A 26,852-nucleotide genomic window follows, 5' to 3' on the forward strand; every position below is an offset into this window, starting at 1 on the left:
TGCACGAGGTGGTGAGCGTGACGCCCGAACGAGGCGAATCAGGGCGTTTCGTGAACCGCTTCGGCAGGCCCGCCGCTGTCGTCCTCGTGCTGCTGTGCGGGCTCACGCTGCTGCTGGGCTTCATCAACAAGGACCGCTGCACCGGTCCGGCGTTCGACCAGTGGGGCCGCACGGAGCCCGACTACGCGGAGCGCAACAAGCAAGAGGTCTGCTACTCCGACATCCAGCATCTCTGGATCGGGCGCGACGTCGACCGGCACGTCTTCCCGTACGTCGACGGCGCCATCAACGACAAGGGGTACCTCGTCGGCGGCACCGTCGAGTACCCGGTGCTCTCCGGCCTGCTGATCTGGGCCGGCGCGATCTTCGCGCACAACGACGCGGAGTACCTGCTCTTCTCGTCGCTGCTGATGGCGCCGTTCGGCCTGCTCACGGGCTGGTTGCTGGGCAAGCTCGCCCGCTGGCGCGCGCTCCTGTGGGCGATCGGGCCGCCGCTCATCCTCTACGCGTTCCACAACTGGGACCTGCCGGTCGTGCTGTGCTCGGTGGCCGCGGTCTACGTGGTGCACCGCTGGAACCGGCCACTGGTCGAACGCGCGACGGTCGCGTCCGTCCTGCTGGGCCTCGGGTTCGCGTTCAAGGTCTACCCGGCTGCCTTCGTGCTGCCCCTGATGCTCTTCGTGGGCACCGGCGGCTGGCGCGGTCAGGAGCTGCCGGAGGGCAAGAAGATCGACATCCGCGGCGCGGTGCAGGTCGGCCTCGCATCGATCATCACGGTCGTGCTGGTCAACCTGCCGTTCGCGGTCGCCGGCTTCGAAGGCTGGCTCGCGTCGTTCGAGTTCCAGCAGCTGCGCAGGGTCGACATCACCACGAACTCGATCTGGTACTGGGGTCTGCGGCCGTTCATCGGCGACGACGACCTGCAGTCCCTGGTCGGTGTCCTCTCGCCGGTCCTGATCCTGGTCTCGTTCGCGGTCGCCGCGGGCTACGGCCTGCTGCGGTTCCGGCGCGAAGGCACCTACCCGTGGATCGCGGTGTCGGGCGCGATGCTGTGCGGGTTCATGCTGCTGCACAAGGTCCACTCGCCGCAGTACACGCTGTGGCTGGTGCCGTTCCTCGTGCTGCTGCGCGTGCGGCTCATGTGGGCGTTCGCGTACTTCCTGGTCGACCTGGCGATGGGCATCGGGATCTTCCGCTGGTACTGGGCGATCGAGAACGACGGCCCGTACGGGATCTACGACAGCCTCTCCGCTCAGGCCGTGACGATCGGCGTGTGGGGCAGGGCCGCGCTGCTGGTCGCGCTGTTCGTGGTGTTCCTCAACTCGCGTGATGTGACCGAGGACGATCAGCCTCGTCCGAGCGCAGCCGGTGCAACGGCTCGCCCCGTGCAGGCGTGACGATCCGCCGGTCCGGCGCGTCCTCCAGGACGCCCGCCAACGGGTCCTGATCGCCCGCGATGCGCACCAGGTCGCGCTCCGGGTGGTAGATCTCCTTCAGGATGAGCACGCACAGCCCGATGACGGCCGCATCGCGCAGCAGCACGGCGCCGAGGAACCAGTCGATCGGCAGGCCCTTGTTCTCCGTGCCGAGGTAGAAGTACATCCGCGGCACCCACACGAGCGCGTCGACCGTCATCCAGGCGAGCAGCAGCTTCCAGCGCGGCAACGCGAGCACCGCCAGCGGCACCAGCCACAGCGAGTACTGCGGGCTCCACACCTTGTTCGTCAGCAGGAACGCCGCCACGACGAGGAACCCGAGCTGCGCGAGCCGCGGCCGGGTCGGCGCGGACAAAGCCACGTACGCGATACCGGCGCAGCAGGCGAGGAACAGCACCGCGCTCACCGTGTTGAGCACGGTCGGCGGCTGCCCCTGCGTCAGCCCGGGGTCGAAGCCCTGCCAGCCGGTCCACTGCACCAGCACGTTGTAGATCGTGTCCGGGTCGGCGTTGCGCTCGCTGTTGAGGCGGAAGAACTCCTTCCACCCCGTCGCCGAGGCCGGGTTCAACGCGATGGGCGCGTTGACGAGCGCCCACGCCCCGATGGCCGACGCGGTGGTGGTGAGCCCCGCCTTCAACCGGTCAGAACGCCAGCACAGCAGGAGCAGCGGCCCGAGCAGGAACAACGGATAGAGCTTCGCCGCGCCGCCCAGGCCGATCAGCACGCCGGCGAGCGCGGGCTTCTTCCGCGCCCACGCCAGCAGACCGGCCGTGGCGAACGCCGTCGCGATGGTGTCGAAGTTGGTGAACGCGTGGACGATGACCAACGGTGACACCGCGGCGATCGCGGCATCCCACATCCGCCTGCGTGCGATCCGGGCCACCGAGAACACGGTGACGAGCCACGCCACGGCCAGCCAGAACGCCGTGACGTTGAAGTACACGATGACCGTCATCGGCAGGCCGGGCACCAACGCCACGAGCCCTTGCGCCACCCGCGCGTTGATCCACTGGAAGATGCCGGTGACCACGGGGTACTCCATGTACCGGATGTGCTCGGTCGGCTTGCCCTCGTCGTCCTTCCACGACGTGATGTACGGGAAGGAACCGGGCTGGTCGAGCCGTTCCGCGGTGTAGAGCGGCACGGTGTCGGAGTAGCAGAGCGCGGTGAACTGCTTGCTGCCCCGCCAGTCCAGCTGCACCTGGCCCTTGTCGTCGACGTACTGCTGGATGCACGGCGACTTCTGCACCCATCCGGCCAGCAGCGTCAGCACGGCGAGCAGCAGGATCACCCGCAGCGCCGTCCAGAACCAGTGCCTGCCGACCAGAGCGTGCTCGCCGAGCGGACCGCCGAAGGGTCTGCTCAGGGTGCGGGCGAGCGACTCGGTCCAGGTGGGGGCGACCCGCTCCTCGTGCGTGAGCGAGTCGGTGTCCTCTGCTTGAGGCTCGGCAGGGCTGCTGGGCACGTCGCGGATGTTACGGCCAAGACCGTTTCGCCGTGGTCAACATCCCCGACCAAAGCAAAGGACCTGGTGCGATGTGCACCAGGCCCTCGGCTAACGCGGGGTACTAACCTCCCCCGGGATCTCGGATGTCACCCGGTCCCGGTTTCGTCGTGGTCGGCTTCGTGTTGCCCGTCGTCGTGGGGTTGGGGCAGATGAGGCCCGTGCAGGGCTCGTTCGGGTCCGACGTCCTCGTCTGGGTCGGCCTGTTGTCGGTCGGCCTGTTCGGCTCGGAGGCCGGCGGCGCGCTCGACGGCGGCGCGCTCGACTTCTTCGGCGGGTTGTACTGGCCGAGCGGCTTGGCCTTCGGGAACTTCTCCATCTGCGTGCCGGCCAGCGCCTTGTTCATGAACGCCTGCCAGATCTGGCCCGGCACACCGGAACCAAAGATGTTGGCACCGGTCTTGTCTCGGATGGGCAGGTTTCCCTCGTCGCGGCCGACCCACACGGAGACCGAGATGGACGGCGTGTAGCCGACCATCCACGCCTTCGAGTTGAGGCCGGCACCCTGGCCGACGCTCTCCGACAGTTCGTGGGTACCGGTCTTGCCGGCGCACTCTCGGCCACCCGCACAGATGGTCGACCTGGAGTTCTTGGGGATCTCCTTGAGCACGTCGGTGACGTTGTCGGCGATGTCCTCGCTCTTCTTCTGGTCCGGGTCGAACGCCGAGATCGGCTTGTCCACGTGCTGGTAGAGAACGCTGCCGTCCGGGCCGGTGATCTTCAGGATGAAGAACGGCGCGCGGTAGACACCGCGTGCGGCGAACGTCGCGTACGCCGACGCCATGTCGAACGGACGGACCACGGCCTGGTCACCACCGAGCGAGATACCACCGTTCGGGGTGCCGCCGTTCTCACCGACCAGCAGCTTCTTCGGGCCCTGGCCGATGTTGACCTCGTTCGGGATGCCCGCCTGGTGGGCGGCCTTGACCGTCTTCGGCACGCCGACGTCGTTCACGACCATGTCGTAGAACACGGTGTTCAACGACTTGATCATGGCCTCGCGGACCGGGCACTCCTTGCCGCACGAGTTGTCGTTGCTGGAGTTCTTGATCGGGTTCGGGACGCCGGGGAACCTGCGCGGCGACGTGCCGTCGTAGGTCGTGCCGAGACCCTTGCCGTCCTGCAGCGCCGCGACCAGGTCGAACGGCTTGAACGACGAGCCGGGTTCCTGCAGCGTGCCCTTCGCGTAGTCGAAGGAGCCGCGGCCCTCTCTGCCGCCCCAGTAGGCGCGCACCGCGCCCGAGGTCGGGTCGATGGCCGTCAGCGACGTCCTCAACTCCTTCGGCTGCGCGCCCTTGATCATGATCTCGTCCACGGCCTGCTCGGCCGCGTCCTGCATCTTCGGGTCGATCGTCGTCTGGATGGTGACGCCGGTCTTCTGCGCCTGCTCGAACGAGACGCCGGTCTGCTCGGCCTCCAGGGCCTCCTGGACCTGGTCGACGATCAGGCCGCGCGGGCCCTCCAGCGACTTCGGCTGCGTCTCGGCGAACGACTTCGGCTGCGGCCACTGCTGCGCGTCGTAGTAGTCCTGCTTGATCCAGCCCTTCTGGAGCATCTGACCCATGACGTACTTCCACTGCTTCTGCGAGTGCTCCTTGTCCTCGGACCAGGAGGGCGTCTGGATCATCGCGGCGATCAGTGCGGCCTCGGAAGGAGTGAGGTCCTTCATCTCCTTCTTGTAGTACACCTGCGCCGCTGCCTTGAAGCCGTTCGCACCACGACCGAAGTACACCGTGTTGAGGTACGCGGTGAGGATCGCGTTGTGGTCCGACTCGTTGCTCATCTTGAAGGCCTTGACGACCTCGGTGAACTTACGGGTGTAAGTCGCCTCTTCGTTGCCGGTGGCCTTCTTGATGTACTGCTGCGTCAGACCGGAACCACCACCGGTGCCGCTGTTGGTCACCTGGAACCAGACCGCGCGGAGGATGGCCTTGGCGTCGAAGCCGGGGTTGTCGTAGAAGTCCGCGTCCTCCGCAGCCAGCACTGCGTGCTTGACGGTCTCCGGGATCTCCTCGTACGTCAGCATCGTCCGGTTCTCACCGGGCGAGGTGATCTTGGTCATCTCCTGGCCGTCGGAGTACTGCAGCGTGATCGTCTTGTTCTGGCCGGCCGCGATCTGGTCCGGCTTCGGCCATTCGACGAGCGGGTACGCGACGGCGACCGCGATCACCGGACCGAGGATCATCAGACCGAGCGCGACGAACGCACCGATCCGGACGCGCTTCCAGATCTTCTTCTTGCGCAGACGACGCTCCTCCTCTTCGGTGAGCTCCGGCTCGTCGTCGTAGTACTCGTCGTCGTAATCGTCGTCGACGACGCCGCCGGCGAGCAGGAACTCGTCGTCGGGCTCGCGGTGCGTCAGCAGGTCGGGCTCGCGCTGCGTCGGCCGGTTGACCGGAGGCAGCTGCGTGGTCCGCTCCTCACCGGGGCGTGGGGGCACGCCAGGACGGCCGGGGCCGCCCTGCGGGCCACCGGGACGACGCCCACCGGGAGGCGGGGCCATCGGCATGCCGCCGGGAGGCGTCGGGGGACGGCCCCCGGGCCCACCTGGACCACCCTGCGGGCCGCCGGGACCGTTCACCGGGCGGCCAGGGCCGCCCTGCGGTCCACCGGGCGCACCCTGCGGACCGCCTGGTCCGTTCGGGCGGCGTGGGGGCTGCTGCTGTGGGAATCCACCGGGTGGCGTGCCACCCTGGGGAGGGCGCGCGAAACCACCGGGCGGGGTGCCCGGTCGTGGCTGATTCGGGACATCACGTCTCGTGCCGCCGCCGTCCGGGTCGTCCCCGGTCGGCCACTGCGGCTCGCCTCCGCGCTGCCGGTCATCATGCTGGTCGTTCACGTGAAAAGGCCTCCCAGACCGGCGTGCATCAGCACGCGGTTCGGTGGTCGTACTTCGTTCGGAGCAGTGTCACCGGAGCGTCATTCCGCCGCAGTCCTCCGACGTGGCTTTTCCAGCCCACGCTTCCCCAGGACGTATGACTGCACCAGGTGGTTCCAACTGCACGTGCGACAAACTTCAACGACGTACACGGTGAACTCGTCGAAGAGGGTTGCCATCTTCACGAGTTCTTCAGGTGTCCGCGCCGAGCCGGTCGCGTGCTTCAGCTCGTCACCGTAGACCCACGACACGTTCGTGAGCGGTTCCTTCCGGCACACCGGGCATGGCACTTCCGTCGCCGTACCGTGGAACTTCGCAGCTCGCAGCAGGTACGGGGACGCGTCGCAGACCTCCATGGTGCCCGTGCGGCCGGAGTAGACCTCCGCCAGCAGCGCACGCCGCTGCAGCGAGTAGTCCACCACCTGCCGTTGGGTCAACACGTGACCAGAGTACGTGCCGACCGCTTTCCGATGATGGGCCGTTCAGGGCAGCGAGGTCCGGCGCGATATGACGGTGTGCCACATCCCACAGTGAAGAGGGGCGAACGATGTATCGCGGCGATATAATCACCTCACCTATCGGTGCAGGTGCGAGGAGGTGACTCGTGTTCGAGTTCGCGCTGCTCGGCCTGCTGCACGAGGCGCCCATGCACGGCTACGAGCTGCGCAAGCGCTTGCACGACCTGCTCGGAGCGTTTCGCGCGTTCTCCTACGGATCGCTGTACCCAACATTGCGGCGACTCCAACGTGCGGGCCTGATCGTGGAGGAAGGACCGGAGGAACCGGCTCTTTCTTGGGGACGTCGGGCTCGCAAGGTCTACAAGCTGACCCCGGAAGGCAAGGAGCGGTTCGCCGACCTCCTGGCCAACGCGGGCCCGCAGACCTGGGACGACGACTCGTTCGGAGTCCATCTGGCGTTCTTCTCGCGCACGCCGGCCGACATCAGGATGCGCATCCTGGAAGGCCGCCGGCGGTGTGTCGAGGAACGCAGGGAAGGGCTCCGCGAGCGACTCACGCGCACGGGTGAGCAGATCGACCGCTACACCCGTGAGCTGCACAGGCAGGGCCTGGAAAGCACGGAGCGCGAGGTGCGGTGGCTCAACGAGCTCATCGCGCACGAACAGTCCGAGCAGGACGAGTAGTACTCATCGTTGATCAAGGAGGACTCGGCAATGGGCGGAAACCGCCGCACCGTTCGAGTGGCCATCGTCGGGGTTGGCAACTGCGCGGCGTCGTTGGTGCAGGGCGTTCACTACTACCGTGACGCCGACCCGAGCACCCGTGTGCCCGGCCTGATGCACGTGCAGTTCGGTGACTACCACGTGCGCGACGTCGAGTTCGTCGCAGCGTTCGACGTCGACGCCAAGAAGGTCGGTGTCGACCTCGCCGAGGCGATCTTGGCCAGCGAGAACAACACGATCAAGATCGCGGACGTGCCGCCGCTGGGCGTCGTCGTCCAGCGCGGGCACACCTACGACGGTCTCGGTCGCTTCTACCGGGAGACGATCGAGGAGTCCGACTTCGAGCCGGTCGACGTCGTCGCCGCGTTGCGCGAGGCCGAGGTCGACGTGCTGGTCTCGTACCTGCCGGTGGGTTCGGAAGAGGCCGACCGCTTCTACGCGCAGTGCGCCATCGACGCCGGTGTGGCGTTCGTCAACGCGCTGCCGGTCTTCATCGCGTCGGACCCGGAGTGGGCGGAGAAGTTCCGCGCGGCCGGCGTGCCGATCGTCGGTGACGACATCAAGTCCCAGGTCGGCGCCACCATCACGCACCGCGTGCTGGCCAAGCTCTTCGAGGACCGGGGCGTCCAGCTCGACCGCACCATGCAGCTGAACGTGGGCGGCAACATGGACTTCCTGAACATGAAGGAGCTGGAGCGCCTGGAGTCCAAGAAGGTCTCCAAGACCCAGTCCGTGACGTCGCAGCTGTCCCGCGACATCGGCAAGGACAACGTCCACATCGGCCCGTCGGACTACGTGGCGTGGCTCGACGACCGCAAGTGGGCCTACGTCCGCCTGGAGGGCCGCGCGTTCGGCGACGTGCCGCTGAACCTCGAGTACAAGCTCGAGGTCTGGGACTCCCCGAACTCCGCGGGCATCATCATCGACGCGGTCCGCGCGGCGAAGATCGCCCTGGACCGCGGCATCGGCGGCCCGATCCTCTCGGCGTCGTCGTACTTCATGAAGTCACCGCCCGTGCAGTACTCGGACCCCGAGGCCCACGCGGCCGTCGAGGCCTTCATCCGCGGCGAGTGACTTGGTGAAAGGGCCGCCCCGCTGGTCGGGGGCGGCCCTTTCCTCAGCGCTTCGAGAGCCTGAGCTTCTGCCAGCTGCCGTCCGCGGTCCACCCGCCGTCGACCGGCAGCGCCACCCCGTTGATGTACCGCGCGTTGTCGCCGGCCAGGAACCGCACGGCCTGCGCGATGTCGTCCGGGGCGGCGAACCGCGCCATGGGCACGTGGTCGGTGATGTCCTCGTCGACGTAGTAACCGCCGGCCTGCGACTCGACGTCCATCTCGGTCTTGACCCAGCCGGGACACACGGCGTTGACCCTGATCCCCCGCCCGCCCCACTCGACGGCGAGCGTGCGCGTCATTCCGACGAGTCCGTGTTTCGTGGTGTTGTAAGCGGCCCGGTCAGCCACACCCTGCAGCCCGGCGACACTCGCGATGTTGACGACGCACCCGCTGCCTTGCTGGAGCATGATCTTGCCCAGCGCCTGGGTGAGCAGGAACGGCCCGGTCAGGTTGACCGCCATGATCCGCTCCCACTGCTCGAGCGTGGTCTCCTCGAACGGCACGATGCCGGCGATCCCGGCGTTGTTCACCAGCACGTCCACCCGCCCGTGGGTGTCCATCACGTGGTCCGTCAGCCGCTGGACGTCCGCCGCACTCGCGACGTTGCCGACGATGCCGTCCTTGCTCTCCTGCAGGTCGAACCCGACGACGGCGAACCCGTCCTCGCGCAGCACGTCCGCGATCCGCAGCCCCATGCCCTGCGCCGTGCCGGTGACCACAGCAACTCGTTGCGTCATGAGCGCCACGCTAGGGACAGTCTGCGTCAACCGGGAGACACCGTGCCCTGTTCTGGCGCTCAGCATCAGCCTTGCTGACAGAGGCTGCAGACCGTCCATTCGAACGGGATCGCAGTCGCGGGTGCAGGTTCGTCGAGGTGCCTGCCGATGACCAGGCCGACCACACGGGCAGCGCCCGCCCGATTCAACGCCACTGCGGCCGACTGGAGGCTCGCTCCGGTGGTCCACGTGTCGTCGATCAGCAGAACGCTCTTGCCCCGGACGTCGACGATGACTTCGTAGTGATCTGGCCGCATCTCGCGGGTGTTGCTGGACCGAGTGACGAGCGTCTCGGCGAACCGCCCGCGGGTCAGGCTGATCCGTCTGCCGAGAACGTCGACGAGTGGCGGCGTCCGACCCTGCGAGCTGGGCACGACCGTCACGACGTCGAACTCGTTGAGGCAGGGGTGGTGCTGGGCCAGAAAAGCCGCGAGAACGCAAGCGAGCTCGTTGGTGAACTTCCTCTTCACGTGCTCGGACTGGCTGTTCTTGTACTGGGAGAGGACGCGGGCGAGCTGTTTCTCCTTCGGCGCCAACGAGATCGACACGACATCATCGGCCAGCTCAGCTCCGAACTCCCGGTGGTGCCGGTTGCACTGCCAGCACCGGGCGAAACCGTCGGTAGGGCGTCGGCACGTCATGCACACGTTCGGGCCCCGAGCAGGTGGCGGAACCAGAAAGTTGCGGTAGCTGTCGAGAATTCGGCTGCCAGGGCTCACGTCAGAGGTCGATCAGGTCCGGAACTCCGGCGCGCAGCTCGTCCAGCACGCGCAGCAGGTGGTCGGGACCTTCGAGGACAGTCGTGTTCGGCCGCTCCGCCATCTCGCTGCCCCATGTCGTGCCCGACACGACCTCGGGCAGCAGGAAGACGTGCCGGCCGTGCTCCAGCGCGAGCCGTGCCTGGATCCGGGTGCCGCTGTGCTCACCCGCCTCCACGACGACGGTCGCGACACTGCAGCCGCTCATCACGGCGTTGCGCATCGGGAAGTGGTGCTTCGCGGGGCCGGCGTCCGGCCAGAACTGCGAGACCACCGCCCCCGTCCTGGCGATCTCCCGCTGCAGGTCCGCGTTCTCCACCGGGTAGCAACGGCGCAGTCCCGTGCCGACCACGGACACCGTTCGGCCGCCGGCATCCACCACAGCTCGATGCGCTGCCGTGTCGATGCCGGCTGCCAGACCGCTGAAGACCGTGATGTCGTGCTTGGTCAGCGTGGTCGCGATTTCGCGGGTGATGTGAAGACCCCGCGCGGTCGCGTGCCTGCTGCCGACGACGGCGACCCCGAACTGGTCGGCAGGCTCCAGAAATCCCTTGCAGGTCAGGAAAGGCGGGCGCTGGTGGACCATGAGCAGCTGGACCGGGTACTGCTCGTCGAGCACGGTGACCAGGTGGATTCCCTCGTCAGCCCACGACTCGATCTCCTTCTCGACCAGCTCCAGCCTGCTGCTCACGTCAAGAGTGACGTGGTCCAGCGTGGGCTGGTCTGGCGTGAGCAGTGCCTCCAGCGCTGCGAGGGCGGAGCCTGCTTCTTCCACGGCGTTCGTGACGTCGGCCCAGCCGCGCTCGCTGTCGCGGAGTGCGAGCAGCAGCGCCGCCTGTTCGCGCCGGTTCACCACGGTCACATCCTATCGAACACAGGTTCGACACGCTGGGCCGAATCGCCTGAAAGTGGGCGAGTCTAGCTGGAGAACCAGTGATCAACGTTAGGTTCGCGCGGTGCGCACGCTGATCGTCGCCCTCCCCGGCCTGGTCCTCGCCGGCATCGGCCTGACCCACCCGCACCACCTGGACGCGACCACCGCCCAGTGGTGGCGCGACATGCACATCATCCTGGCGGTGGTCTTCCCGCTCCTCGGTGCCGCGCAATGGGTTCTGCTCGAAGACACCCCGGCGTACGTCCGCTACCCGGCCAGGCTCGTCACCTTCGGCTACGCGGTCTTCTACGGCGCACTCGACGCGCTCGCCGGCATCGGTGGCGGCGCGATGACGCTCAACAACGCTCGTGAGGCCGCCGCGCCCGTCTTCAAGATCGGCAACCAGCTCGGGCACGTCGGCGCGTGGTGTTTCTTCGCGGCCAGTGCGGCGATCGCGGTGTGTGCGCTGATCAAGTACCGGCTCAAGGCGATTCCAGGAGCTGCTTTCCTGCTGATCGGCAGCTACCTGTTCCTCGACAGCCACATCTACTGGCCGAAGGGCGTCATCGCCTGCACTTGCATCGCGATCGGCATGGCCGCGACCAGTTATGTCAGCGCGCCTGGCAGGTCCGAGATCGACGGCAGCACCCGCACCTGAGCCAGCACGTCCTCGGCGGGCGGGAAGTGCGGGTTCGGCACCGCGAGCACGGTCATGCCCGCCGCCAGAGCCGCACGCAGCCCGTTCGTCGAATCCTCGACGGCATAACAAGAAGCCGGGGAAACGCCGAGCCGTGATGCCGCAAGCAGGTAGACGTCCGGCGAAGGTTTGCCGGCGGCGCACTCCTCCGACGACACCGCGACGGGCACCGGCAACCCGGTCACGTCGAGGAACACCTTGATCAGCACGGCCGGCGCCGACGACGCGATCGCGACCGGAAAACGCGAAGCCGCGGAGCGAACCGCCTCGACCGCGCCGGGAATCACCGGCAGGTGCGCCGCGTACGCCTTCTCCATCTCGGCGATCACCCCGGCGGAAGCCTCGGCAGGCGTGAGCCGGACACCGACCGACGACACCAGGTAGGCGCCCCACTCGGGCGTCGACATGCCCTGCATGTCACGAGTGGCGGTAGCGGTCCAGACGCCACCGTGCGCCGAGGCGAAGGACTGGCGCACCTCGTCCCACACCTGCTCGGAGTCGATCAGCACGCCGTCGAGGTCGAAGATCACCGCTTCCACGCCGGCACCGTACCTCGTGGCGCACGTACCGACGGAAGTCTGGATTGCGAGGGAGCAGCTAGGCGGTTAACAACGGCTGAACTACGGTCGGTTCCGGTTCCCGCACCGACCGTAGGAGGCCACCACCATGATCCGCCTGCCGCTCGTCAACCACCGGATCGGCAGAGCAGCGGTGACTTGCGAGTACCGCTGCGGGGACGCGTGCTTCCACGACGTCCCGAACACCTCCGGCAACCCCTACTTCGGTGACCTGATCAGCCGCCGCACCGCGCTCAAGGCCGGTGCCGTGGTCGCCGCCACCGCCGCCACCGCCTCGGTGCCGGCCGCCGCCGCACCCGAGTCCCACGGCCGCCCGACCAGGGGACTCGACTTCAAGCCCGTCGAGGTCAACACCAAGGACGAGGTCGTCGTCCCCGAGGGGTACGAGCAGGGGATCGTGATCCGCTGGGGCGACCCGCTGTTCCCCGGTGTGCCCGAGTTCGACTTCGACGCCCAGACCGCGGCGAAGCAGGCCAAGCAGTTCGGCTTCAACTGCGACTTCGCCGCGATCCTGCCGCTGGACCCGTTGGAGCTGACCGGGATCATGGTCACCAACCACGAGTACACCAGCGAGCCGTTCATGTTCCGCGGCTACGACCCGGCCAACCCCACCAGGGAACAGGTCGAGATCGCCTGGGCCGCGCACGGCCTCTCGGTGTTCATGATCAAGCGTTCGCTGTTCTCCGGTCACTACAAGCCGCGCTTCAGCAAGTACAACCGCCGGATCACGCTGCACACGCCGTTCGAGGTGCGCGGTCCGGCCGCGGGCAGCGACCTGCTCAAGACGTCGGTCGACCCCACCGGGACGCGGGTGCTCGGCACGATCAACAACTGCTCCGGCGGCGTCACGCCGTGGGGCACGATCCTGTCCGGCGAGGAGAACTTCAACCAGTACTTCGCCAACGCCGCCGGCCGCAACGACCCGAGGCTGGCCCGCTACGGCGTCACCGGCACCGCGACCACGCGCAAGTGGGAGCGCTTCGACAAGCGCTGGGACCTCGCGCAGGAACCCAACGAGGTCAACAGGTTCGGCTGGATCATCGAGCTCGACCCCAACGACCCGGACTCGACGCCGGTCAAGCACACGGCGCTCGGCCGGTTCAAGCACGAGACCGCGAACGTGCGGATCGCCGACGACGGCCGGGTGGTCGCGTACTCCGGTGACGACGAGCGGTTCGAGTACATCTACAAGTTCATCTCGAACGGCAAGGTCAAGCGCGGCAACAGCAAGGCGGCGCGCCGGCACAACATGACGCTGCTCGACGACGGCACGCTCTACGTCGCGCGGTTCAAGGGCGACAGCCCCGCGAGCGAGATCGACGGCACCGGAAAGCTGCCCAGCGACGGCAAGTTCGACGGCACCGGCGAGTGGATCCCGTTGGCAGCGGGCAAGAAGTCCTTCGTGCCCGGAATGTCCGCGGAAGAGGTGTACGTCTTCACGCGCATCGCGGCGGACAAGGTCGGGGCGACCAAGATGGACCGCCCGGAGGACATCGAGTGCCACCCGCGCACCGGCACGGTCTACTGCGCCCTCAGCAACAACGTCGAGCGCGGCGTCACCCCCGGCAAGGAAGGCGCGACCGAGCCGAACCCGCGCGTGAACAACCGGCACGGCCAGGTGCTGGAGCTGGCCGAACGCCGGGGCGACGCGCTCGCGCTGACGTTCAACTGGGGCCTGTTCCTGGTGTGCGGCTTCCCGGACGACCCGAACACGTACTTCGGCGGCTACGACAAGTCGCAGGTCAGCCCGATCTCCAGTCCGGACAACGTGGCGTTCGACCGGCACGGCAACCTGTGGATCTCCACGGACGCCGACGGCAAGCTGGACGGGCTCAACGACGGTCTCTACGGCGTGCCGCTCGAAGGACCGGAACGCGGTCACCTCAAGCTGTTCCTCACGGTGCCGCGCGGTGGCGAGACGTGCGGGCCGGTGATCGGCGAGCGGGTGATCACGGTGTGCGTCCAGCACCCCGGTGAGGTGGACGGCGCGAGTGCCGACAAGCCCGTCTCCAACTGGCCGGACCGGGGCACGTCGCGGCCGCGTCCGTCGGTCGTCGCGGTGTGGCGCAAGGGCCGTCGTCAGCTGGGTGAAATCGGTTGATCACGCTGCGTGCCGTGATCGTTCGGGCGTAGTACGAGTTCGCTTGCCGTTCACCTGCTGGACGGCAAGCGATCTCGTTGGGCTCTTAGGTTCGGCCAGTTCCCACTCTGACCGATCTCGGAGGCCTGCGTGTCTTCATCCACCGATCGGGGCCGCCGCCTGCTGCCCCTGCTCCCGACGAACCACCCGCTCGGGCGCCAGGCCGTCACCTGCGAGTTCCGCTGCGGCAACGCCTGTGCCCACGAGGCGCCCAACACGACGCAGAACGCGTACTTCGGTGACGTCGTCAAGGAGGTCGTGAGCCGCCGCGGCATGCTCAAGGCCGGCGCTGTCGTCGCGGTCGCGGGTGCCGGTGCGCTCGCGATGTCCGGTTCGGCCGCCGCCGCTCCGGCGCACGCCGACGTCGACCTCGACCTGAACCTCGGCTTCGGCCACGACAGGGACGGTCTGAACTTCGAGCCGGTGCAGCCCAACACCCTCGACGCGATCGTCGTGCCGAAGGGCTACCAGCAGGACGTCGTCATCCGCTGGGGCGACGCCGTCACGCACGACGCGCCGGCGTTCAACTTCGACGCCCAGACGCCGGAGGCGCAGGCGAAGCAGTTCGGCTTCAACAACGACTTCTGCGGCCTCGTCCCGCTGCCGGGCTGGGACCGCTACCTCATGGTGAGCAACCACGAGTACACCTCCGAGTCCTTCATGTTCAAGGACTGGGCGGCGGACAAGGTCACCGAACGCCACGCCAAGATCGCGTGGGCCGCGCACGGCATGTCGGTCGTGCAGGTCGAGCGTGAGCACCGCAGCGGCAAGCTCGTGGTGTCCAAGGACAAGAAGCAGTACAACCGCCGCATCACGCTGACCACGCCGTTCGAGCTGCGTGGCCCGGCCGCCGGCTCGAAGTACCTCAAGACCTCCGCCGACCCGTCCGGCAAGGTCGTCCTCGGCACGCAGAACAACTGCGCCGGTGGCGTCACGCCGTGGGGCACGATCCTGTCCGGCGAGGAGAACTTCAACCAGTACTTCGCGAACGGCGGCCAGGTCACCGACGCCGACACCAAGGCCAAGCTGGCGCGCTACGGCATGTCCGGTGGCGCGACCACGCGCAAGTGGGAGAAGTTCGACAAGCGCTTCGACCTGCTGCAGGAGCCGAACGAGGCCAACCGCTTCGGCTGGATCGTCGAGATCGACCCGCTCGACCCCAAGTCGACGCCGGTCAAGCACACCGCGCTCGGCCGCTTCAAGCACGAGGGCGCGAACGTCATCGTCGCCAAGGACGGCCGGGTCGTCGCGTACATGGGTGACGACGAGCGCTTCGACTACATGTACAAGTTCGTCACCGACGAGTGCTACCTGAAGGGCAACTCGAAGCGCGCCCGCGAGCACAACAAGCGCCTGCTGGACAAGGGCACGCTCTACGTCGCCAAGTTCACCGGCGACAGCCCGGCCGCCGAGATCACCGGTGACGGCACCCTGCCCAAGGACGGCGAGTTCGACGGCAGCGGCGAGTGGATCGCGCTGGCGCACAACGACAAGTCGTTCGTGCCGGGCTTCACCGCGGAGGAGGTGTACATCTTCACGCGCCAGGCCGCCGACAAGATGGGCGCCACGAAGATGGACCGGCCGGAGGACGTCGAGCCCTCGACGCACAACCGCCGGATCTACGCCGCGCTGACCAACAACACGGACCGCGGCAAGGCGGGCAAGGAAGGCCCGACCGAGCCCAACCCGCGCAACGGCAACAAGCACGGCCACGTGCTGGAGATCGAGGAGCGCCGCAGCGACAACACGGCGACCACGTTCTCGTGGAAGCTGCTGCTGGTCTGCGGTGACCCGAAGGACCCCGGCACGTACTTCGGCGGCTTCGACAAGTCGCAGGTCAGCCCGATCTCGTGCCCGGACAACGTCGCGTTCGACTCGCGCGGCAACCTGTGGATCTCCACGGACGGCAACGCCCTGGGGTCCAACGACGGCCTGTTCTCGGTGCCCGTCTCCGGCAAGCGCCGCGGCCAGGTGAAGCAGTTCCTCACCGTGCCGATCGGCGCGGAGACCTGCGGCCCGGTCATCACCGACGACTTCGTCCTGGTGTCCGTGCAGCACCCCGGTGAAATCGACGGTGCGTCGGCGAACAATCCGCAGTCGCACTGGCCGGACGGTGGCACCTCGCAGCCGCGTCCGTCCGTCGCCGTGGTGTGGCGCAAGGACCGGCGCGGCATCTGCGACTGACCTGAGTGGTCTGGCTCACTGCAGTGGAATGAACCGGTGCGGCCATCCGTCCGTGTGATGGGTGGCTGCACCGCGGACAGCCCGGGAACGTCCACATTGGCTGTCTACTTTGGAGTGAGTCGTGAAGCGTGTTGGTCTTTTCGTTGGTGCTGCTGCTCTTCTGGGTCTGGCTGCGTGCGGCACCACCAACGGCACCGCAACGCCCACCCCCGTCGCCCAGGCCTCCCCCGACGCTCCGGTCGCGGCCGCCGTCCAGGTCCCCGCAGGACAGCAGCTGGTCGGCAAGTACCAGGCCACCGGTGTGCAGACGTACTCCTGCGCGAACAACGCGTGGAAGGGTCTGGAGCCCGCCGCGACGTTGGTGGACAAGGACGGCAAGCCGATCATCCTGCACTCCCGCGGCCCGATCTGGGTGTCCACAGTGGATGGCAGCGCGGTCGAGGCGACTCCGGTCGACGGAGCCAAGAACGACGTCAAGGGCGCTGTCCCCGAGCTCCTGCTGAAGACCAAGACCGTGCGCGGTGAGGGTCTCTTCGGCAAGGTCAGCTACGTGCAGCGGCTCGCGACCGAGGGCGGCGTCGCCCCGTCCGGCGGCTGCACGGCCGGTGCCCAGGTTTCCGTGCCCTACAAGGCCCTCTACACCTTCTTCGCGCCGGCCTCCTGACGCAGAGCACTCGCCGTCTCACTTGGTGGAGTCGTTTGAACCGGTGCGGCCACCAGTCCGTAGGTCCTGGTGGCTGCACCGCTCGAACGAGAGACACGTCGCACTGTCTGTCCACTAGGAGTGAGTGATGAAGCACGCTGGTTTCGTTCTGTTCTCCGCAACTCTGCTAGCTGTAGCCGCAGGAGGCGTCGGCTCCACCGCCGCGCCGACGCAGGCGGCCATGGACATCTCCGACGCGAGGGTCGCCCCCGCCGTCCAGGTCCCGTCCGGCAACAAGATCGTCGCCAAGTTCTACGCCAAGGGTGTGCAGACCTACACCTGCACAACGGGAGCCTGGAAGGGGCTGGAACCCGCCGCCACGCTGGCGGACCGGCTCGGCCGGGCGGTCGCACTGCACTCTCGCGGTCCGATCTGGGTGTCCACCCTCGACGGCAGTGCCGTCGAGGCCGCCCCGGTCGACGGCGCCCGCAACGAGGTGCCCGGCGCGGTTCCCGAACTGCTGCTGAAGGCCAAGTCCACCAGGGGCGACGGCGTGTTCGGCAAGGTCAGCTACGTACAACGGCTGGCGACCAAGGGCGGCGTCGCACCGGCGGGCGGCTGCCAGGAAGGCGCCCAGACGTCCGTCCACTACGAAGCGCTCTACACCTTCTCGGTTCCCGCGCGCTGAACCAGCGCGACCACGGCTGCCGTGACGTAAGGGGCGACGAAACCGCTCACGTTGCCCAGCGAGTTGATCAACGCGATCCCGCCCGCCGCGGCCGTGTCACCGAGGAAACCGGTCGGCAGCGCCCAGAACGTGGGCAGGGCGGCACACACGCCGATGGCGCAGACGCTCACCGCGACCATCGCCGCGATCGGGTTGTCGAGGTGGAGCGCTACCGGGATGGCTGCTCCGCCGAGCAACATCGGCCCGGCGACGTGCCACTTGCGTTCCCCGGTGCGGTCTCCGTGCCTGGCCCACAGGACCATGGCGACCGCACCGAGGACTTACGGGATCGCGTTGATCAGCCGCGCTCGACGATGTTCGCGTCATCGTGCGCCAGTCGGTCCACTGGATCAGCAACCCGCTGAGCGTCGCCCCGAGCGCCGTCGAGATCGGCACGGCCACCATGAACAACGCGACGATCCCCAGCTGACCATGATCCGGGCGATCCACCTGCGCGCGCCGTACTTGTGCAACGCGAGGTTGCTGAACACCTCGAGGATCAGGTACCCGATGAAGAACACTCCGGACGCGAACCCGAACACCGTCGCACTGACCCGATGTTGACGCGGTCCAGGTAGTTGATGAAGTAGAGCAGGCAGAGATGGGGCAGGATCAACTTCCTGGGCACGTTACGGTTCCCCCATGAGTGATCGTCCGGTAGCCCTCGTCACCGGGGCGTCCAGCGGAATCGGCTCGGCCATTGCCCGCAGTCTGGCCCCAACTCACGATCTTCTGCTAGGCGGACGCGACGAAACGTCCCTGTCCCTGCTCGCGGCGGAACTTCCCGGCGCCGAGGCTTGGCCGTTCGACCTCACGAACCTCGCGTCCGCGGACACCGAGCACATCGCGCGCCTGGACGTCGTGGTGCACAGCGCCGGCGTCGCCCTGCTCGGTCCGTTGGGCGAGGCCTCGGTCGACGTGTGGCGCCAGACCCTGGAGCTCAACGTCGTGGCGGTCGCCGAACTGACCCGCCTGCTGCTGCCCCAGTTGCGTGCCTCGTCGGGGCACGTCGTGCTGATCAACTCGGGCGCGGGCCTGCGCGCCAACCCGGGCTGGGGCGTCTACGCGGCCTCGAAGTTCGCTCTCCGCGCCTACGCCGACGCCCTGCGCGCCGACGAGCCGACCCTGCGCGTGACCTCGGTGTTCCCCGGCCGGACCGACACGCCGATGCAGCGCGAGGTGCGGCGCCAGGAGGGCGGCGAGTACGACGCCACGCAGTACCTGGACCCGGCTTCGGTGGGGCGCGCCGTGGCATCCGCCGTGTTGGCAACGCCGGACGCGCACATCACCGAGCTCGTGGTGCGTCCTCAGCCGCGCTGACTCAGGCCGTGCGCAGTCGCTGAGCCACCGCCGTCACGCCTGCCTGGGCTTCCTGCCGGTCGACCCGCGTGGACTCCCCATCTGCCACGACGTGGTCACCGGCCACCCAGACGTCGGTGACCCGGCGCGACCCGGAACCCCACACCAGGTTCGCCAGCAACTGCGCGTCCGGTGCGTCCAACCCGGTCGCGAACGCGGGGTCGTCCGCGGCGATGTGCACGACGTCGGCCCAACGCCCGGTCTCCAGCGCCCCGATGTCCGTGCGGCCCAACGCGTCCGCCCCGCCCCGAGTCGCCATCAGCAACGCCTGCGCGGCGCCGAGTGCCGTGGCGTCCATCTTGGACACTCGAGCGAACAGCCCGGCGAGCCTTGCCTCCTCGAACAGGTCGAGGTCGTCGTTGGACGCCGGCCCGTCGGTGCCCAGTCCGACCGACACGCCCGCCGCCAGCATTTCCGGCACCCGTGCGATGCCGGACGCCAGCTTCGCGTTGGAGCCCGGGCAGTGCGCCACGCCGACGCCGAACGACGCGTACAGCGCGATGTCGTCGTCGGAGAGATGCACGGAATGCGCGGACAGCACGCGTCCGCCCAGCACGTCCGACGCCTTCAGCAACGCCGGCACCGAGCCGTACTCGGCCCGCTGCGCCTCGTCCTCGAACGGCGACTCGGCGACGTGCACCATCAGCAGCGCCCCGCGGGCCCGCGCCTCGACGGCCACCGCGGTCAGCTGAGCGGGCGAGAGCGTGTACGCGGAATGCGGTCCGTAGGCCAGCTCGACCCGTTCGCCCGGCCCGAACCGCAGCCCGTCGGCGTCGATCCACGAGGAGATGTCGTCGGTGAGCGACCGCCACTGCATGCCAGGCACGTCGAGGATCGCGCCGCCGAAGACCACCCGTGACCCGGCCTCCAGCACGGCCGACACCAGCTCAGGGCCGTGGAAGTACATCTCGGCGGAGGTCGTGACGCCGTGCCGCAGCATCTCGACCGCGCCCAGCAGCATGCCCGTGCCGACGTCGGCAGCGGTCATCCTGGCCTCGTTCGGCCACATCTGCTCCTGCAGCCAGCGCAGCAGCGGCAGGTCCGAGCCCAGGCCGCGCAGCACCGTCATCGGGCTGTGCGCGTGCGTGTTCACCAGGCCGGGCAGCAGGATCCCGGTCAACCGCCGGACCTCGCCGTCGAAGTCGGGCGCCGCCGCGGCCGCGCCCACGTACGTGACTCGACCGTCGACCACGTCCACGACCGCGTCCCTCAACACGGAGCAGGACGGGTCGCAGGGCAGGACCACCGGGGCGTGCAGACGCAGTGACATGCGGAGAATCCTGCCACTGTGATGCCGATCACAAGCATGCATACATCCGGAAGGGATGGGCATCCTCGCTGCGTCGGGTGCGGGCCGACCCCCAGGGCCCGCCCCGACCAGAACTTCTCCCCAACCAGAGGGCCCGTCGAGCATGAACCGGCGGGCCCTTTGTGCATTCGACTGTGGATTCGACGCAACCAGAGGGACGGGGCCGACGTCACATGATCATGTCGAAGAAGCCGTGCACGTCCAGTGGAGACTTCCGGCGCGCGCAGAAGCCCGCCACCCCCAAGCCGCCGACCCGGCGCTGAGTTGGCATGATCACCTCGCACGGGTACGGGCGTGATCATGCGGAGGCATCAGTGGCCGACATCGACCCACAGAACGACGACCAGTTCAGCGATGTCGAGATGACGCAGGAGTTCGAAGTCATTCGCGACGAAGTCTGAACTCTAGCGCCGTGGCACGAAACCTGGCGTGCAATTTCACGCTCAGTAGGACGCCTCGCGGCACCACGATGCGCCCGCCTGACCGCGAAATGGCCGGCAAGCTTTCGTGCCACGGCGCTAGGCCAGAGGCAGTTCGGCGCGGACCTTCCACCCGGTCGGTTCGCGTCGGCCTGCGGAGAACTCGCCGCCCAGCAGCTCCACGCGCTCGCGCATGCCGACGAGCCCGTAACCCCCAGAGCCACCAACGGGAACGCCCGACGCGACCCCGTCGTCCTCAACGCCGAGTCGCAGCACACCGTCGCTTGAGGACAGTGCAACGTCCACGGACGACACCGCGGAAGCGTGCTTCTGCGTGTTGGTCAACGACTCCTGCACCAACCGCAGCACCGAGCGCGCCAGCTCCTGCGGCACCGCGTCCTGCAGGTCGAACGAAAGCCGCACGGGCAGCCCGGATTCCGCGGCCAGCGAGCGCACGTCGTCCATCAACGACGAAGACGCGGCGGGACCGGCAGAAGATCCGTCCCGCATGGTTCCGACGAGCCGCCGCATCGCGGTCAGGGCCTCGGTGCCAGAAGACGCAATCGCCGGCAGCACATCGACCTCGCGGTTGAGCTGACCTGCCTGCGCGTGCACGACGATCGCCGTCACGTAGTGCGCGACCACGTCGTGCAGTTCCCGTGCCAACGCCATCCGCTCGGCGTTCTGGGCCGCCGCAACGGATGCCGCCAACTGAGACGCGCGTTCGTTGTCACGGGCCCGGAAGTACAGCCCGGTGCCCACCGAGAGGATGACCAGAACGGACGCGGAGATCGAGAAGCCGAAGGCGTCCGGGCTCCACTCGCGGTACTCGACCGGTGCCACGATCGGCCAACCGAGGACTTCCGCGGTGGCCATCGCCCCCAGCACCAGCACGGTTCCCACGACCGCACGAGCGCGCGAGGCCTCCCGCACGACGATCGCGATGGTCGCCATCGCGGCGCCCGCCATCGAGATGCTCGCGCCGCTCCAGAAGAGGTGCGGCGTGATCGCGACCCCGAGAAACCGCATGTAGACGGCTACGCAAGCGATCGCGAACGCCAGCGCGAGCGCCGCGTCGAACGGCCTGCGCGGCGCCAGCACGGCGATCACGCAGATCACCACGACGCCCGGTAACTGCCACCAGCCGAGACCCGTTGAGATCGCGGTGGTTTCCAGTACGGCGATGAAAGTCAGCGAGAGCGCCAGTGGCCACTGGCGTTTGGCGAGCAACCGCCAGTTCAGATCCGTGCTCTCCACGGGGTACACGGTAAAGCCGGAAGGCTTACCGCGCGTCCGACTCGGGGCTAACCCGGCATCAGCCAGAAGGCTGAGTGGGCGACCTGCGGAAATACCCTCCCGGCGGATGCCGGATGACGGCTCGGTAACGGACTCTGGAGGAGCAGTCGGGGAATTTGGAGGACGCCATGTTGTCAGTCGTGTTCACGTGGGCCGCCGCAGTGGTCGGCCTGTTGGTCCTTGCGCTCATGGCCCTGTCGGGCGTGATGATCGACTCTCAGAGTTAGGGACGTACCGGCACCAGCGTGTGATGGGGAAGTCAGACGCTGGTCAGGGAATGTTGCTGGCGGAGCAGCTCCGCCAGCCTGCTCGTCGGTTGAGGACGGGTCTCGTCCAACGCGGCCGTGAAGCGCGCCGGAGCACCGTTCCGTGCGCGCGCCGCGGCGGCGCTGTCCAACCGGAACGCGGGACGGGCCGCGGAGGGGCGTTGGCGGGAACGCAGCCACGCGAGCCTGTGCAGCGCCTCCGCGTGGTGGTCCGTGATGGTGACGGACGCCTTGTCGAACGAGTGCAGCACTGCAGCGTTCAGGTGAACGGTCGCGAAGTCCCGCCACAGCGTGCGTTCGGACGTCGTGTCCAAACCCAACGCGTCGGCGACTTCCCGCGCCACACCGTAAGCGCCTTCCTCCGCCAGTGAGCGCGTGCCGATCTCGGCGCCCACGAACCAGGAGTTGAACGGCGCCGCCGGGTAGTGCACGCCGCCGATCGACAGCCGCATGTTCGAGATGACCGGAACCGCGTGCCAGCGCAGGCCCATCTCGCCGAACCACGGCAAAGTCGGGTGCTCCAACGGAACTTCGTGCACGATCTCGGACGGCAACGTGAACAGCCGCGGTCCCTCGTGCTGCGTCTCCACCACCAACGGCAGCAGGTCGAAGCGCGACCGTCGAGCCGGCGGCCGCCATCCCATGCCCTGCATGGTTTCGGTGAACTGGGTGTAGCGACGGTCCCCCATCCCGTCGGCGTATCCGGCGTACCGGATCAGCTGCTCGTTCCAGATCACCGGACCAGGCGAGCCCGGCGCGTCCGGCGCGAAAACCGTGACCAGCGGCCGAATTTCCCCGCCGTTGGTCGCGAGCCGCAGGTGCTCGACGCATTCGCCGGCCACCGCGGCGGCGTTGCGATAGCCGCGCAGATCGCGGACTTTCAGTCGTCGCCACGGCACACCTGAGGTGCACCAACCAGAATCTCGCAGCGCGATCCGCGCGCCGTACGCGAGCTCGTTGGTGGTGTGGCGGTAGGTTCCGGTCTCGGCGATCTCGGCGCGCACCTGGGCGATGCGGGCGGACAGCGAGCCTGCGTCGGAGTGCGCCGCGTGGAACATGCGGACGAACTCCTCCGCGACGGGGAGGACGTCGGGGGTCACGGAGCGGAACGCTAAGGCCGGAACAGCTTCACGCGTCACTGCCACTCGGGGCATTTCGGGTGATCAACACCCGCCACTCCAACGAGTGAACGCAAGACCCAGTGTGTTCACTCGAACGGCTTGAGACCTCGATCAGGTGAGGTCGTTCCGGCGGAACATCAGATCGTGCGAAACGCGGCCCTCGTTCACAGCTCGCTGCTCGAACTTCGTGACGGGCCGCCAGTCCGGTCGCGGCGCCCAGTCGTCGTACATGTTGGTCAGCAACCGCTCGCCGGAGCACACCTCGAGCATCTGCTCCGCGTAGTGCTCCCAGTCCGTCGCGAGGTGCAACACGCCGCCCGGCTCCAGCCGGGACGCGACCAGCGCCACGAACTCCGGCTGCACGAGCCGGCGCTTGTGGTGCTTCTTCTTCGGCCACGGGTCCGGGAAGAAGATCCGCACGCCGTGCAACGACGCCGGCGCGATGTGGTCGGTCAGCAGGTCGACGGCGTCACCGCGCAGCACGCGCAGGTTGTCGAGCCCGCCGAGGTGCTCGCCACGCAGCAGCAGCTGGGCCAGGCCCGGCTTGTAGACCTCGACGGCGACGTAGTTGAGCTCGGGCGCGGCGGCCACGAGCTGCGAGGTGGTCTCGCCCATGCCGGACCCGATCTCCAGCAGCACCGGCGCGGAACGGCCGAACCACGAGTCGAAGTCCAGGGGCCCCTCGGGCAACGACTTCACGTCGTTGCCCATCTTCTCCCAGTACGTGTCCCAGGCACGCTCCTGCCCCACGGTCATGCGCTCGCCGCGCTGGACGAAGCTGACGATGGAACGGGGGAACTCAGGCCTGGTCACAGCCGTACAGACTAGGCGATGAGCTCGATGTCCTCGATTTGCGTACGCAGCTCGGCAACGGAGAAGTCGATGGGCTGCGCCTGGCCGGGCCCGCGGTGGGCAGGCACGAGGTGGATGAAGCCCTTGTGGCGGTCGGTGAACTGCACCGTCGTGGGCGTGGCCGGACCGTAGACACCGCTCTCGGACGGCACGAACTCCCAGTACCCGACCTCGCCGAGGTCGACCCAGGGCACGAACACCCAGCCGGGACGTGCCGAGAGCAACTCGCTCACCGCGTCCTCGACGGCGTGACCTTCGGCACGGGAACGCAGCCGGCCGCAGTCCAGTGCGCGCAGCCACCACGGTGCGGGTGCGTCCTCGACGGCACGCACGGCGCGGTACATCGCCAGCACTTCGTTCTCACTGGCGCGGTTCACCCACGAACGACGTGCGTCAGCGGGGGTCAGGGCGATTTCGGCAGGGTTGGGAGCTTCGAGCGCACTAGCCCACTCGAGGCCGAGCATTGCTTCCACACGGACCACTGGCCACCTCCGGAACCCGGGATAACCCAATTGAACGCGAATCCAAACGCCGGTGTTGTCCAGAACGCCCCTTTTCATGGCTTGTTAACAACGCTCTTACGAAACGTGTGACCCCGGGCACGTTGCGCCGCGGAGTGGAAACACGATGTAGCTGACGTGCCCCTGCTTCCCGCGCTCGCCGTCGCGCTGCCGTTGCTGCTCGCCGCGCAGACGATCGAGGAACAGGAGTGGCATTTGGGCGCGCTCGACATCTACTCCGCCCAAGATCAGGCGCGTGGTGACGGCGTGATCGTCGCGGTGATCGACTCCGGCGTGGACGCCAAGCACCCCGACCTCGCCGGGCGAGTCTTACCCGGCACCGGCTTCGGCAGCTCCAAGGGCACCGACGGCACCACCGACACCGACGGCCACGGCACCGGGATGGCCGGGATCATCGCCGCGACCGGCCGCAACGGCGGCGCGCTCGGCATCGCGCCCGGCGCCAAGATCCTCCCGATCGCGAGCGCCGAGAAGGAGCAGTTCTCGCTCGACGTCGTCGCGGAGAGCATCAGGTGGGCGGCCGACCACGGGGCCAAGGTCATCAACATGTCGCTGGGCTTCTCCAGCACGATGACGCCGTCGCTGGTCAAAGCCGTGAACTACGCGATCGAGAAGGACGTCGTGCTCGTCGCCGCCACGGGCAACGACGGCAAGGAGGTCTCCGCGCCCGCCAACATCGGCGGCGTGATCGCGGTCGCCGGCACGAACCGCGACGGCAAGCCGTGGAAGTCGTCCAACGTCGGTGCGGACACGGTGCTCTCGGCTCCGGCGGAAGGCATCGTCACGGCCGCGCCGGAAAGCGTGTACGCCAGCGGATACGCCGAGATGGACGGCACGAGCGCGGCGTCCGCGATCGTGGCCGGGGTCGCCGCGCTGGTGCGCGCGAAGCACCCGCAGCTGCCGGCCGAGGACGTCGTCAACGCGTTGATCAAGACCGCGAAGGACATGGCGGAGCCCGGCAGGGACGAAACGACCGGGTTCGGCATGGTCAACCCGATGGGCGCGCTCACCGCGCAACTCCCGCCGGTGGCGCGGAACCCGTTGCTGCCGGAACCGAAACCGTCGACCGCACAACCGACTCCGACGCTCGCCGCGCAACCGGTCGAGCCCGACGCCGACCTCTCCGACCGGTTGCCGTTCGTCGCCGGTGTCGTGGGCGCAACCGCGCTGATGACCGCACTGCTGATCGTTCTGCCGGCCATCAGGTCACGCCGACGCCCCGAGGTCAGTGTGCGTGATACTCCACCGACTCCTTGGTGAGCTGCATGAAGGCGTCCTCGAGCGAACCGCGCTGAGGGCTGAGCTCGTGCAGCACGATCTGGTTCTCCGCGGCGATCTCACCGATCTGGGGCGCCGGGATCCCGTGCACCACAAGGGCTCCGTCCACGGCGTCCTCGGTCACCGTCGCGCCGACGGCGAGAATCTCGCGCAGCTTCACGGCGTGCGGTGAACGCACCCGGACGTGGTCCTGGGTGGCGTCGCTGATGAACTGCTCGGTGGTGGTCTGCGCGATCAGCTGGCCCTTGCCGATCACGATGAGGTCCTGGGCGGTCTGTGCCATCTCCGAGAGCAGGTGGCTCGACACGAACACCGTGCGGCCCTCGTCCGCGAGCCGGTGCATGAACTGGCGGATCCAGAGGATGCCCTCCGGGTCGAGACCGTTGACCGGCTCGTCGAACAGCAGCACCTCGGGGTCGCCGAGCAGCGCGCCCGCGATGCCGAGCCGCTGGGACATGCCGAGCGAGAACCCGCCGGCCTTCTTGCCGGCGACCTCGGTGAGGCCGACGATCTCCAGCACCTCGTCGACGCGGCTGACCGGGATCTTGTTGGAGACGGCCATCCACTTGAGGTGCGAGCGAGCGGACCGGTTGGGGTGCACCCACTTCGCGTCGAGCAACGCGCCGATCTTGCGCAGCGGCTGCTTGAGTTCCGCGTAGTACTTCCCGTCGATCGTGACGTCCCCGCCGGTCGGGTTGTCGAGGCCGAGGATCATCCGCATGGTGGTGGACTTGCCCGCGCCGTTCGGTCCGAGAAAGCCCGTGACCCGACCGGGTTTGACGGTGAAGGACAGGTCGTCGACCGCCTTCGTCCTGCCGTAGTGCTTGCGCAACCGCACTGCCTGGATCATGACCTCTCCATAAGATTGTTGATGTCCAGGACGGGGTGTTCTGGATGCCCGGGACGGCGGGGTGTGGCTGATGGCTTCTTGCCGTTGGGTG

25 protein-coding genes are annotated in these 26,852 nt (G+C 68.0%); 11 read left to right on the forward strand and 14 right to left on the reverse strand.

From position 1 onward, the window contains the following. Nucleotides 1-17 precede the first annotated feature (17 nt). Nucleotides 18-1,397, forward strand: a complete 1,380-nt coding sequence (locus tag DI276_RS46540; RefSeq protein WP_232837386.1) for a glycosyltransferase family 87 protein — start codon at nt 18-20, stop codon at nt 1,395-1,397. On the opposite strand, the gene DI276_RS46545 is transcribed toward DI276_RS46540, so the two are convergent. The 3 genes from DI276_RS46545 to DI276_RS46560 form a co-directional block, all read right to left on the reverse strand. Further along, on the reverse strand, nt 1,318-2,901 hold the full coding sequence (locus tag DI276_RS46545; protein ID WP_112276261.1) for a glycosyltransferase family 87 protein: 1,584 nt from the start codon (nt 2,899-2,901) through the stop codon (nt 1,318-1,320). The two genes, DI276_RS46540 and DI276_RS46545, sit on opposite strands and share 80 nt — an antisense overlap. A 103-nt stretch (nt 2,902-3,004) precedes the next feature. Then, nucleotides 3,005-5,380 carry a transglycosylase domain-containing protein gene (locus tag DI276_RS46550; RefSeq protein WP_112276263.1) on the reverse strand — a complete coding sequence of 792 codons (2,376 nt, stop codon included), beginning with the start codon at nt 5,378-5,380 and terminating at the stop codon, nt 3,005-3,007. Between the two features lie 479 nt (nt 5,381-5,859). Beyond that, nucleotides 5,860-6,258 carry a DUF5318 domain-containing protein gene (locus DI276_RS46560; RefSeq protein ID WP_157985376.1) on the reverse strand — a complete coding sequence of 133 codons (399 nt, stop codon included), beginning with the start codon at nt 6,256-6,258 and terminating at the stop codon, nt 5,860-5,862. A gap of 164 nt (nt 6,259-6,422) precedes the next feature. Between DI276_RS46560 and DI276_RS46565 the strand changes: the two genes are divergently transcribed. Beyond that, a complete protein-coding gene (locus DI276_RS46565) occupies nt 6,423-6,959 on the forward strand; it encodes a PadR family transcriptional regulator (RefSeq protein WP_112276267.1) in 537 nt (178 codons plus the stop codon). 30 nt (nt 6,960-6,989) lie between these two features. Further along, the gene (locus DI276_RS46570; RefSeq protein WP_112276268.1) at nt 6,990-8,072 is read left to right on the forward strand and encodes an inositol-3-phosphate synthase; all 1,083 of its coding nucleotides are present in this window, start codon (nt 6,990-6,992) and stop codon (nt 8,070-8,072) included. A gap of 43 nt (nt 8,073-8,115) precedes the next feature. Here DI276_RS46570 and DI276_RS46575 read toward each other — a convergent pair whose 3' ends face one another. The 3 genes from DI276_RS46575 to DI276_RS46585 all read right to left on the reverse strand — a co-directional run bounded on the left by DI276_RS46575 (nt 8,116) and on the right by DI276_RS46585 (nt 10,503). Then, entirely contained in the window at nt 8,116-8,850 is a 735-nt protein-coding gene (locus tag DI276_RS46575; protein ID WP_112276378.1) for an SDR family NAD(P)-dependent oxidoreductase, read from the reverse strand. Nucleotides 8,851-8,915: 65 nt separating this feature from the next. Beyond that, nucleotides 8,916-9,530: a ComF family protein gene (locus DI276_RS46580; protein WP_112276270.1), complete on the reverse strand. Its 615-nt coding sequence runs from the start codon at nt 9,528-9,530 to the stop codon at nt 8,916-8,918. A 79-nt stretch (nt 9,531-9,609) separates the two neighbouring features. Beyond that, nucleotides 9,610-10,503 (reverse strand): DNA-processing protein DprA, encoded by an 894-nt coding sequence (locus DI276_RS46585; protein ID WP_112276380.1) that lies wholly within the window; start codon nt 10,501-10,503, stop codon nt 9,610-9,612. Nucleotides 10,504-10,603: 100 nt separating this feature from the next. Between DI276_RS46585 and DI276_RS46590 the strand changes: the two genes are divergently transcribed. Further along, the gene (locus DI276_RS46590) at nt 10,604-11,179 is read left to right on the forward strand and encodes a hypothetical protein (protein WP_112276272.1); all 576 of its coding nucleotides are present in this window, start codon (nt 10,604-10,606) and stop codon (nt 11,177-11,179) included. Here the strand turns inward: DI276_RS46590 and DI276_RS46595 are convergent. Continuing rightward, complete coding sequence (locus DI276_RS46595; RefSeq protein WP_112276274.1) at nt 11,128-11,757, reverse strand: HAD family hydrolase; 630 nt, start codon at nt 11,755-11,757, stop codon at nt 11,128-11,130. The genes DI276_RS46590 and DI276_RS46595 overlap by 52 nt on opposite strands. Nucleotides 11,758-11,884: 127 nt before the next feature. Here DI276_RS46595 and DI276_RS46600 point away from each other — a divergent pair, with 127 nt between their 5' ends. From DI276_RS46600 to DI276_RS46615, 4 genes are all read left to right on the forward strand, one after another. Further along, the gene (locus tag DI276_RS46600; protein WP_198681322.1) at nt 11,885-13,897 is read left to right on the forward strand and encodes a PhoX family protein; all 2,013 of its coding nucleotides are present in this window, start codon (nt 11,885-11,887) and stop codon (nt 13,895-13,897) included. A gap of 129 nt (nt 13,898-14,026) precedes the next feature. After that, a complete protein-coding gene (locus DI276_RS46605; RefSeq protein WP_112276276.1) occupies nt 14,027-16,120 on the forward strand; it encodes a PhoX family protein in 2,094 nt (697 codons plus the stop codon). A gap of 121 nt (nt 16,121-16,241) precedes the next feature. Further along, nucleotides 16,242-16,784 carry a DUF3455 domain-containing protein gene (locus tag DI276_RS46610; RefSeq protein ID WP_112276277.1) on the forward strand — a complete coding sequence of 181 codons (543 nt, stop codon included), beginning with the start codon at nt 16,242-16,244 and terminating at the stop codon, nt 16,782-16,784. A 127-nt stretch (nt 16,785-16,911) separates the two neighbouring features. Beyond that, the gene (locus DI276_RS46615; protein WP_112276279.1) at nt 16,912-17,451 is read left to right on the forward strand and encodes a DUF3455 domain-containing protein; all 540 of its coding nucleotides are present in this window, start codon (nt 16,912-16,914) and stop codon (nt 17,449-17,451) included. Here the strand turns inward: DI276_RS46615 and DI276_RS46620 are convergent. Beyond that, nucleotides 17,424-17,753 (reverse strand): MFS transporter, encoded by a 330-nt coding sequence (locus DI276_RS46620; RefSeq protein WP_408610643.1) that lies wholly within the window; start codon nt 17,751-17,753, stop codon nt 17,424-17,426. The genes DI276_RS46615 and DI276_RS46620 overlap by 28 nt on opposite strands. A 379-nt stretch (nt 17,754-18,132) precedes the next feature. On the opposite strand from DI276_RS46620, the gene DI276_RS46630 reads away from it, so the two are divergent. Next, on the forward strand, nt 18,133-18,810 hold the full coding sequence (locus DI276_RS46630) for an SDR family oxidoreductase (RefSeq protein ID WP_112276281.1): 678 nt from the start codon (nt 18,133-18,135) through the stop codon (nt 18,808-18,810). A gap of 1 nt (nt 18,811) precedes the next feature. Here DI276_RS46630 and DI276_RS46635 read toward each other — a convergent pair whose 3' ends face one another. Next, nucleotides 18,812-20,119: an amidohydrolase family protein gene (locus tag DI276_RS46635; protein WP_112276283.1), complete on the reverse strand. Its 1,308-nt coding sequence runs from the start codon at nt 20,117-20,119 to the stop codon at nt 18,812-18,814. Between the two features lie 308 nt (nt 20,120-20,427). On the opposite strand from DI276_RS46635, the gene DI276_RS53200 reads away from it, so the two are divergent. Beyond that, on the forward strand, nt 20,428-20,559 hold the full coding sequence (locus tag DI276_RS53200; protein WP_269814371.1) for a hypothetical protein: 132 nt from the start codon (nt 20,428-20,430) through the stop codon (nt 20,557-20,559). 117 nt (nt 20,560-20,676) lie between these two features. Here DI276_RS53200 and DI276_RS46640 read toward each other — a convergent pair whose 3' ends face one another. From DI276_RS46640 to DI276_RS46655, 4 genes are all read right to left on the reverse strand, one after another. Then, the gene (locus tag DI276_RS46640; RefSeq protein WP_112276384.1) at nt 20,677-21,834 is read right to left on the reverse strand and encodes a sensor histidine kinase; all 1,158 of its coding nucleotides are present in this window, start codon (nt 21,832-21,834) and stop codon (nt 20,677-20,679) included. Between the two features lie 298 nt (nt 21,835-22,132). Next, complete coding sequence (locus tag DI276_RS46645) at nt 22,133-23,239, reverse strand: nitric oxide synthase oxygenase (protein WP_269814372.1); 1,107 nt, start codon at nt 23,237-23,239, stop codon at nt 22,133-22,135. A 132-nt stretch (nt 23,240-23,371) separates the two neighbouring features. Beyond that, on the reverse strand, nt 23,372-24,016 hold the full coding sequence (trmB, locus tag DI276_RS46650) for a tRNA (guanosine(46)-N7)-methyltransferase TrmB (RefSeq protein ID WP_232837400.1): 645 nt from the start codon (nt 24,014-24,016) through the stop codon (nt 23,372-23,374). Nucleotides 24,017-24,084: 68 nt separating this feature from the next. Continuing rightward, a complete protein-coding gene (locus DI276_RS46655; protein WP_232837387.1) occupies nt 24,085-24,489 on the reverse strand; it encodes a hypothetical protein in 405 nt (134 codons plus the stop codon). 261 nt (nt 24,490-24,750) lie between these two features. Here DI276_RS46655 and mycP point away from each other — a divergent pair, with 261 nt between their 5' ends. Then, complete coding sequence (mycP, locus tag DI276_RS46660) at nt 24,751-25,893, forward strand: type VII secretion-associated serine protease mycosin (RefSeq protein ID WP_112276289.1); 1,143 nt, start codon at nt 24,751-24,753, stop codon at nt 25,891-25,893. On the opposite strand, the gene DI276_RS46665 is transcribed toward mycP, so the two are convergent. Next, the gene (locus tag DI276_RS46665) at nt 25,859-26,761 is read right to left on the reverse strand and encodes an ABC transporter ATP-binding protein (RefSeq protein ID WP_112276291.1); all 903 of its coding nucleotides are present in this window, start codon (nt 26,759-26,761) and stop codon (nt 25,859-25,861) included. The two genes, mycP and DI276_RS46665, sit on opposite strands and share 35 nt — an antisense overlap. Between the last annotated feature and the right edge of the window lie 91 nt (nt 26,762-26,852).

The organism is Lentzea terrae (assembly GCF_003265345.1).
Classification (GTDB): Bacteria; Actinomycetota; Actinomycetes; order Mycobacteriales; family Pseudonocardiaceae; genus Lentzea; species Lentzea terrae.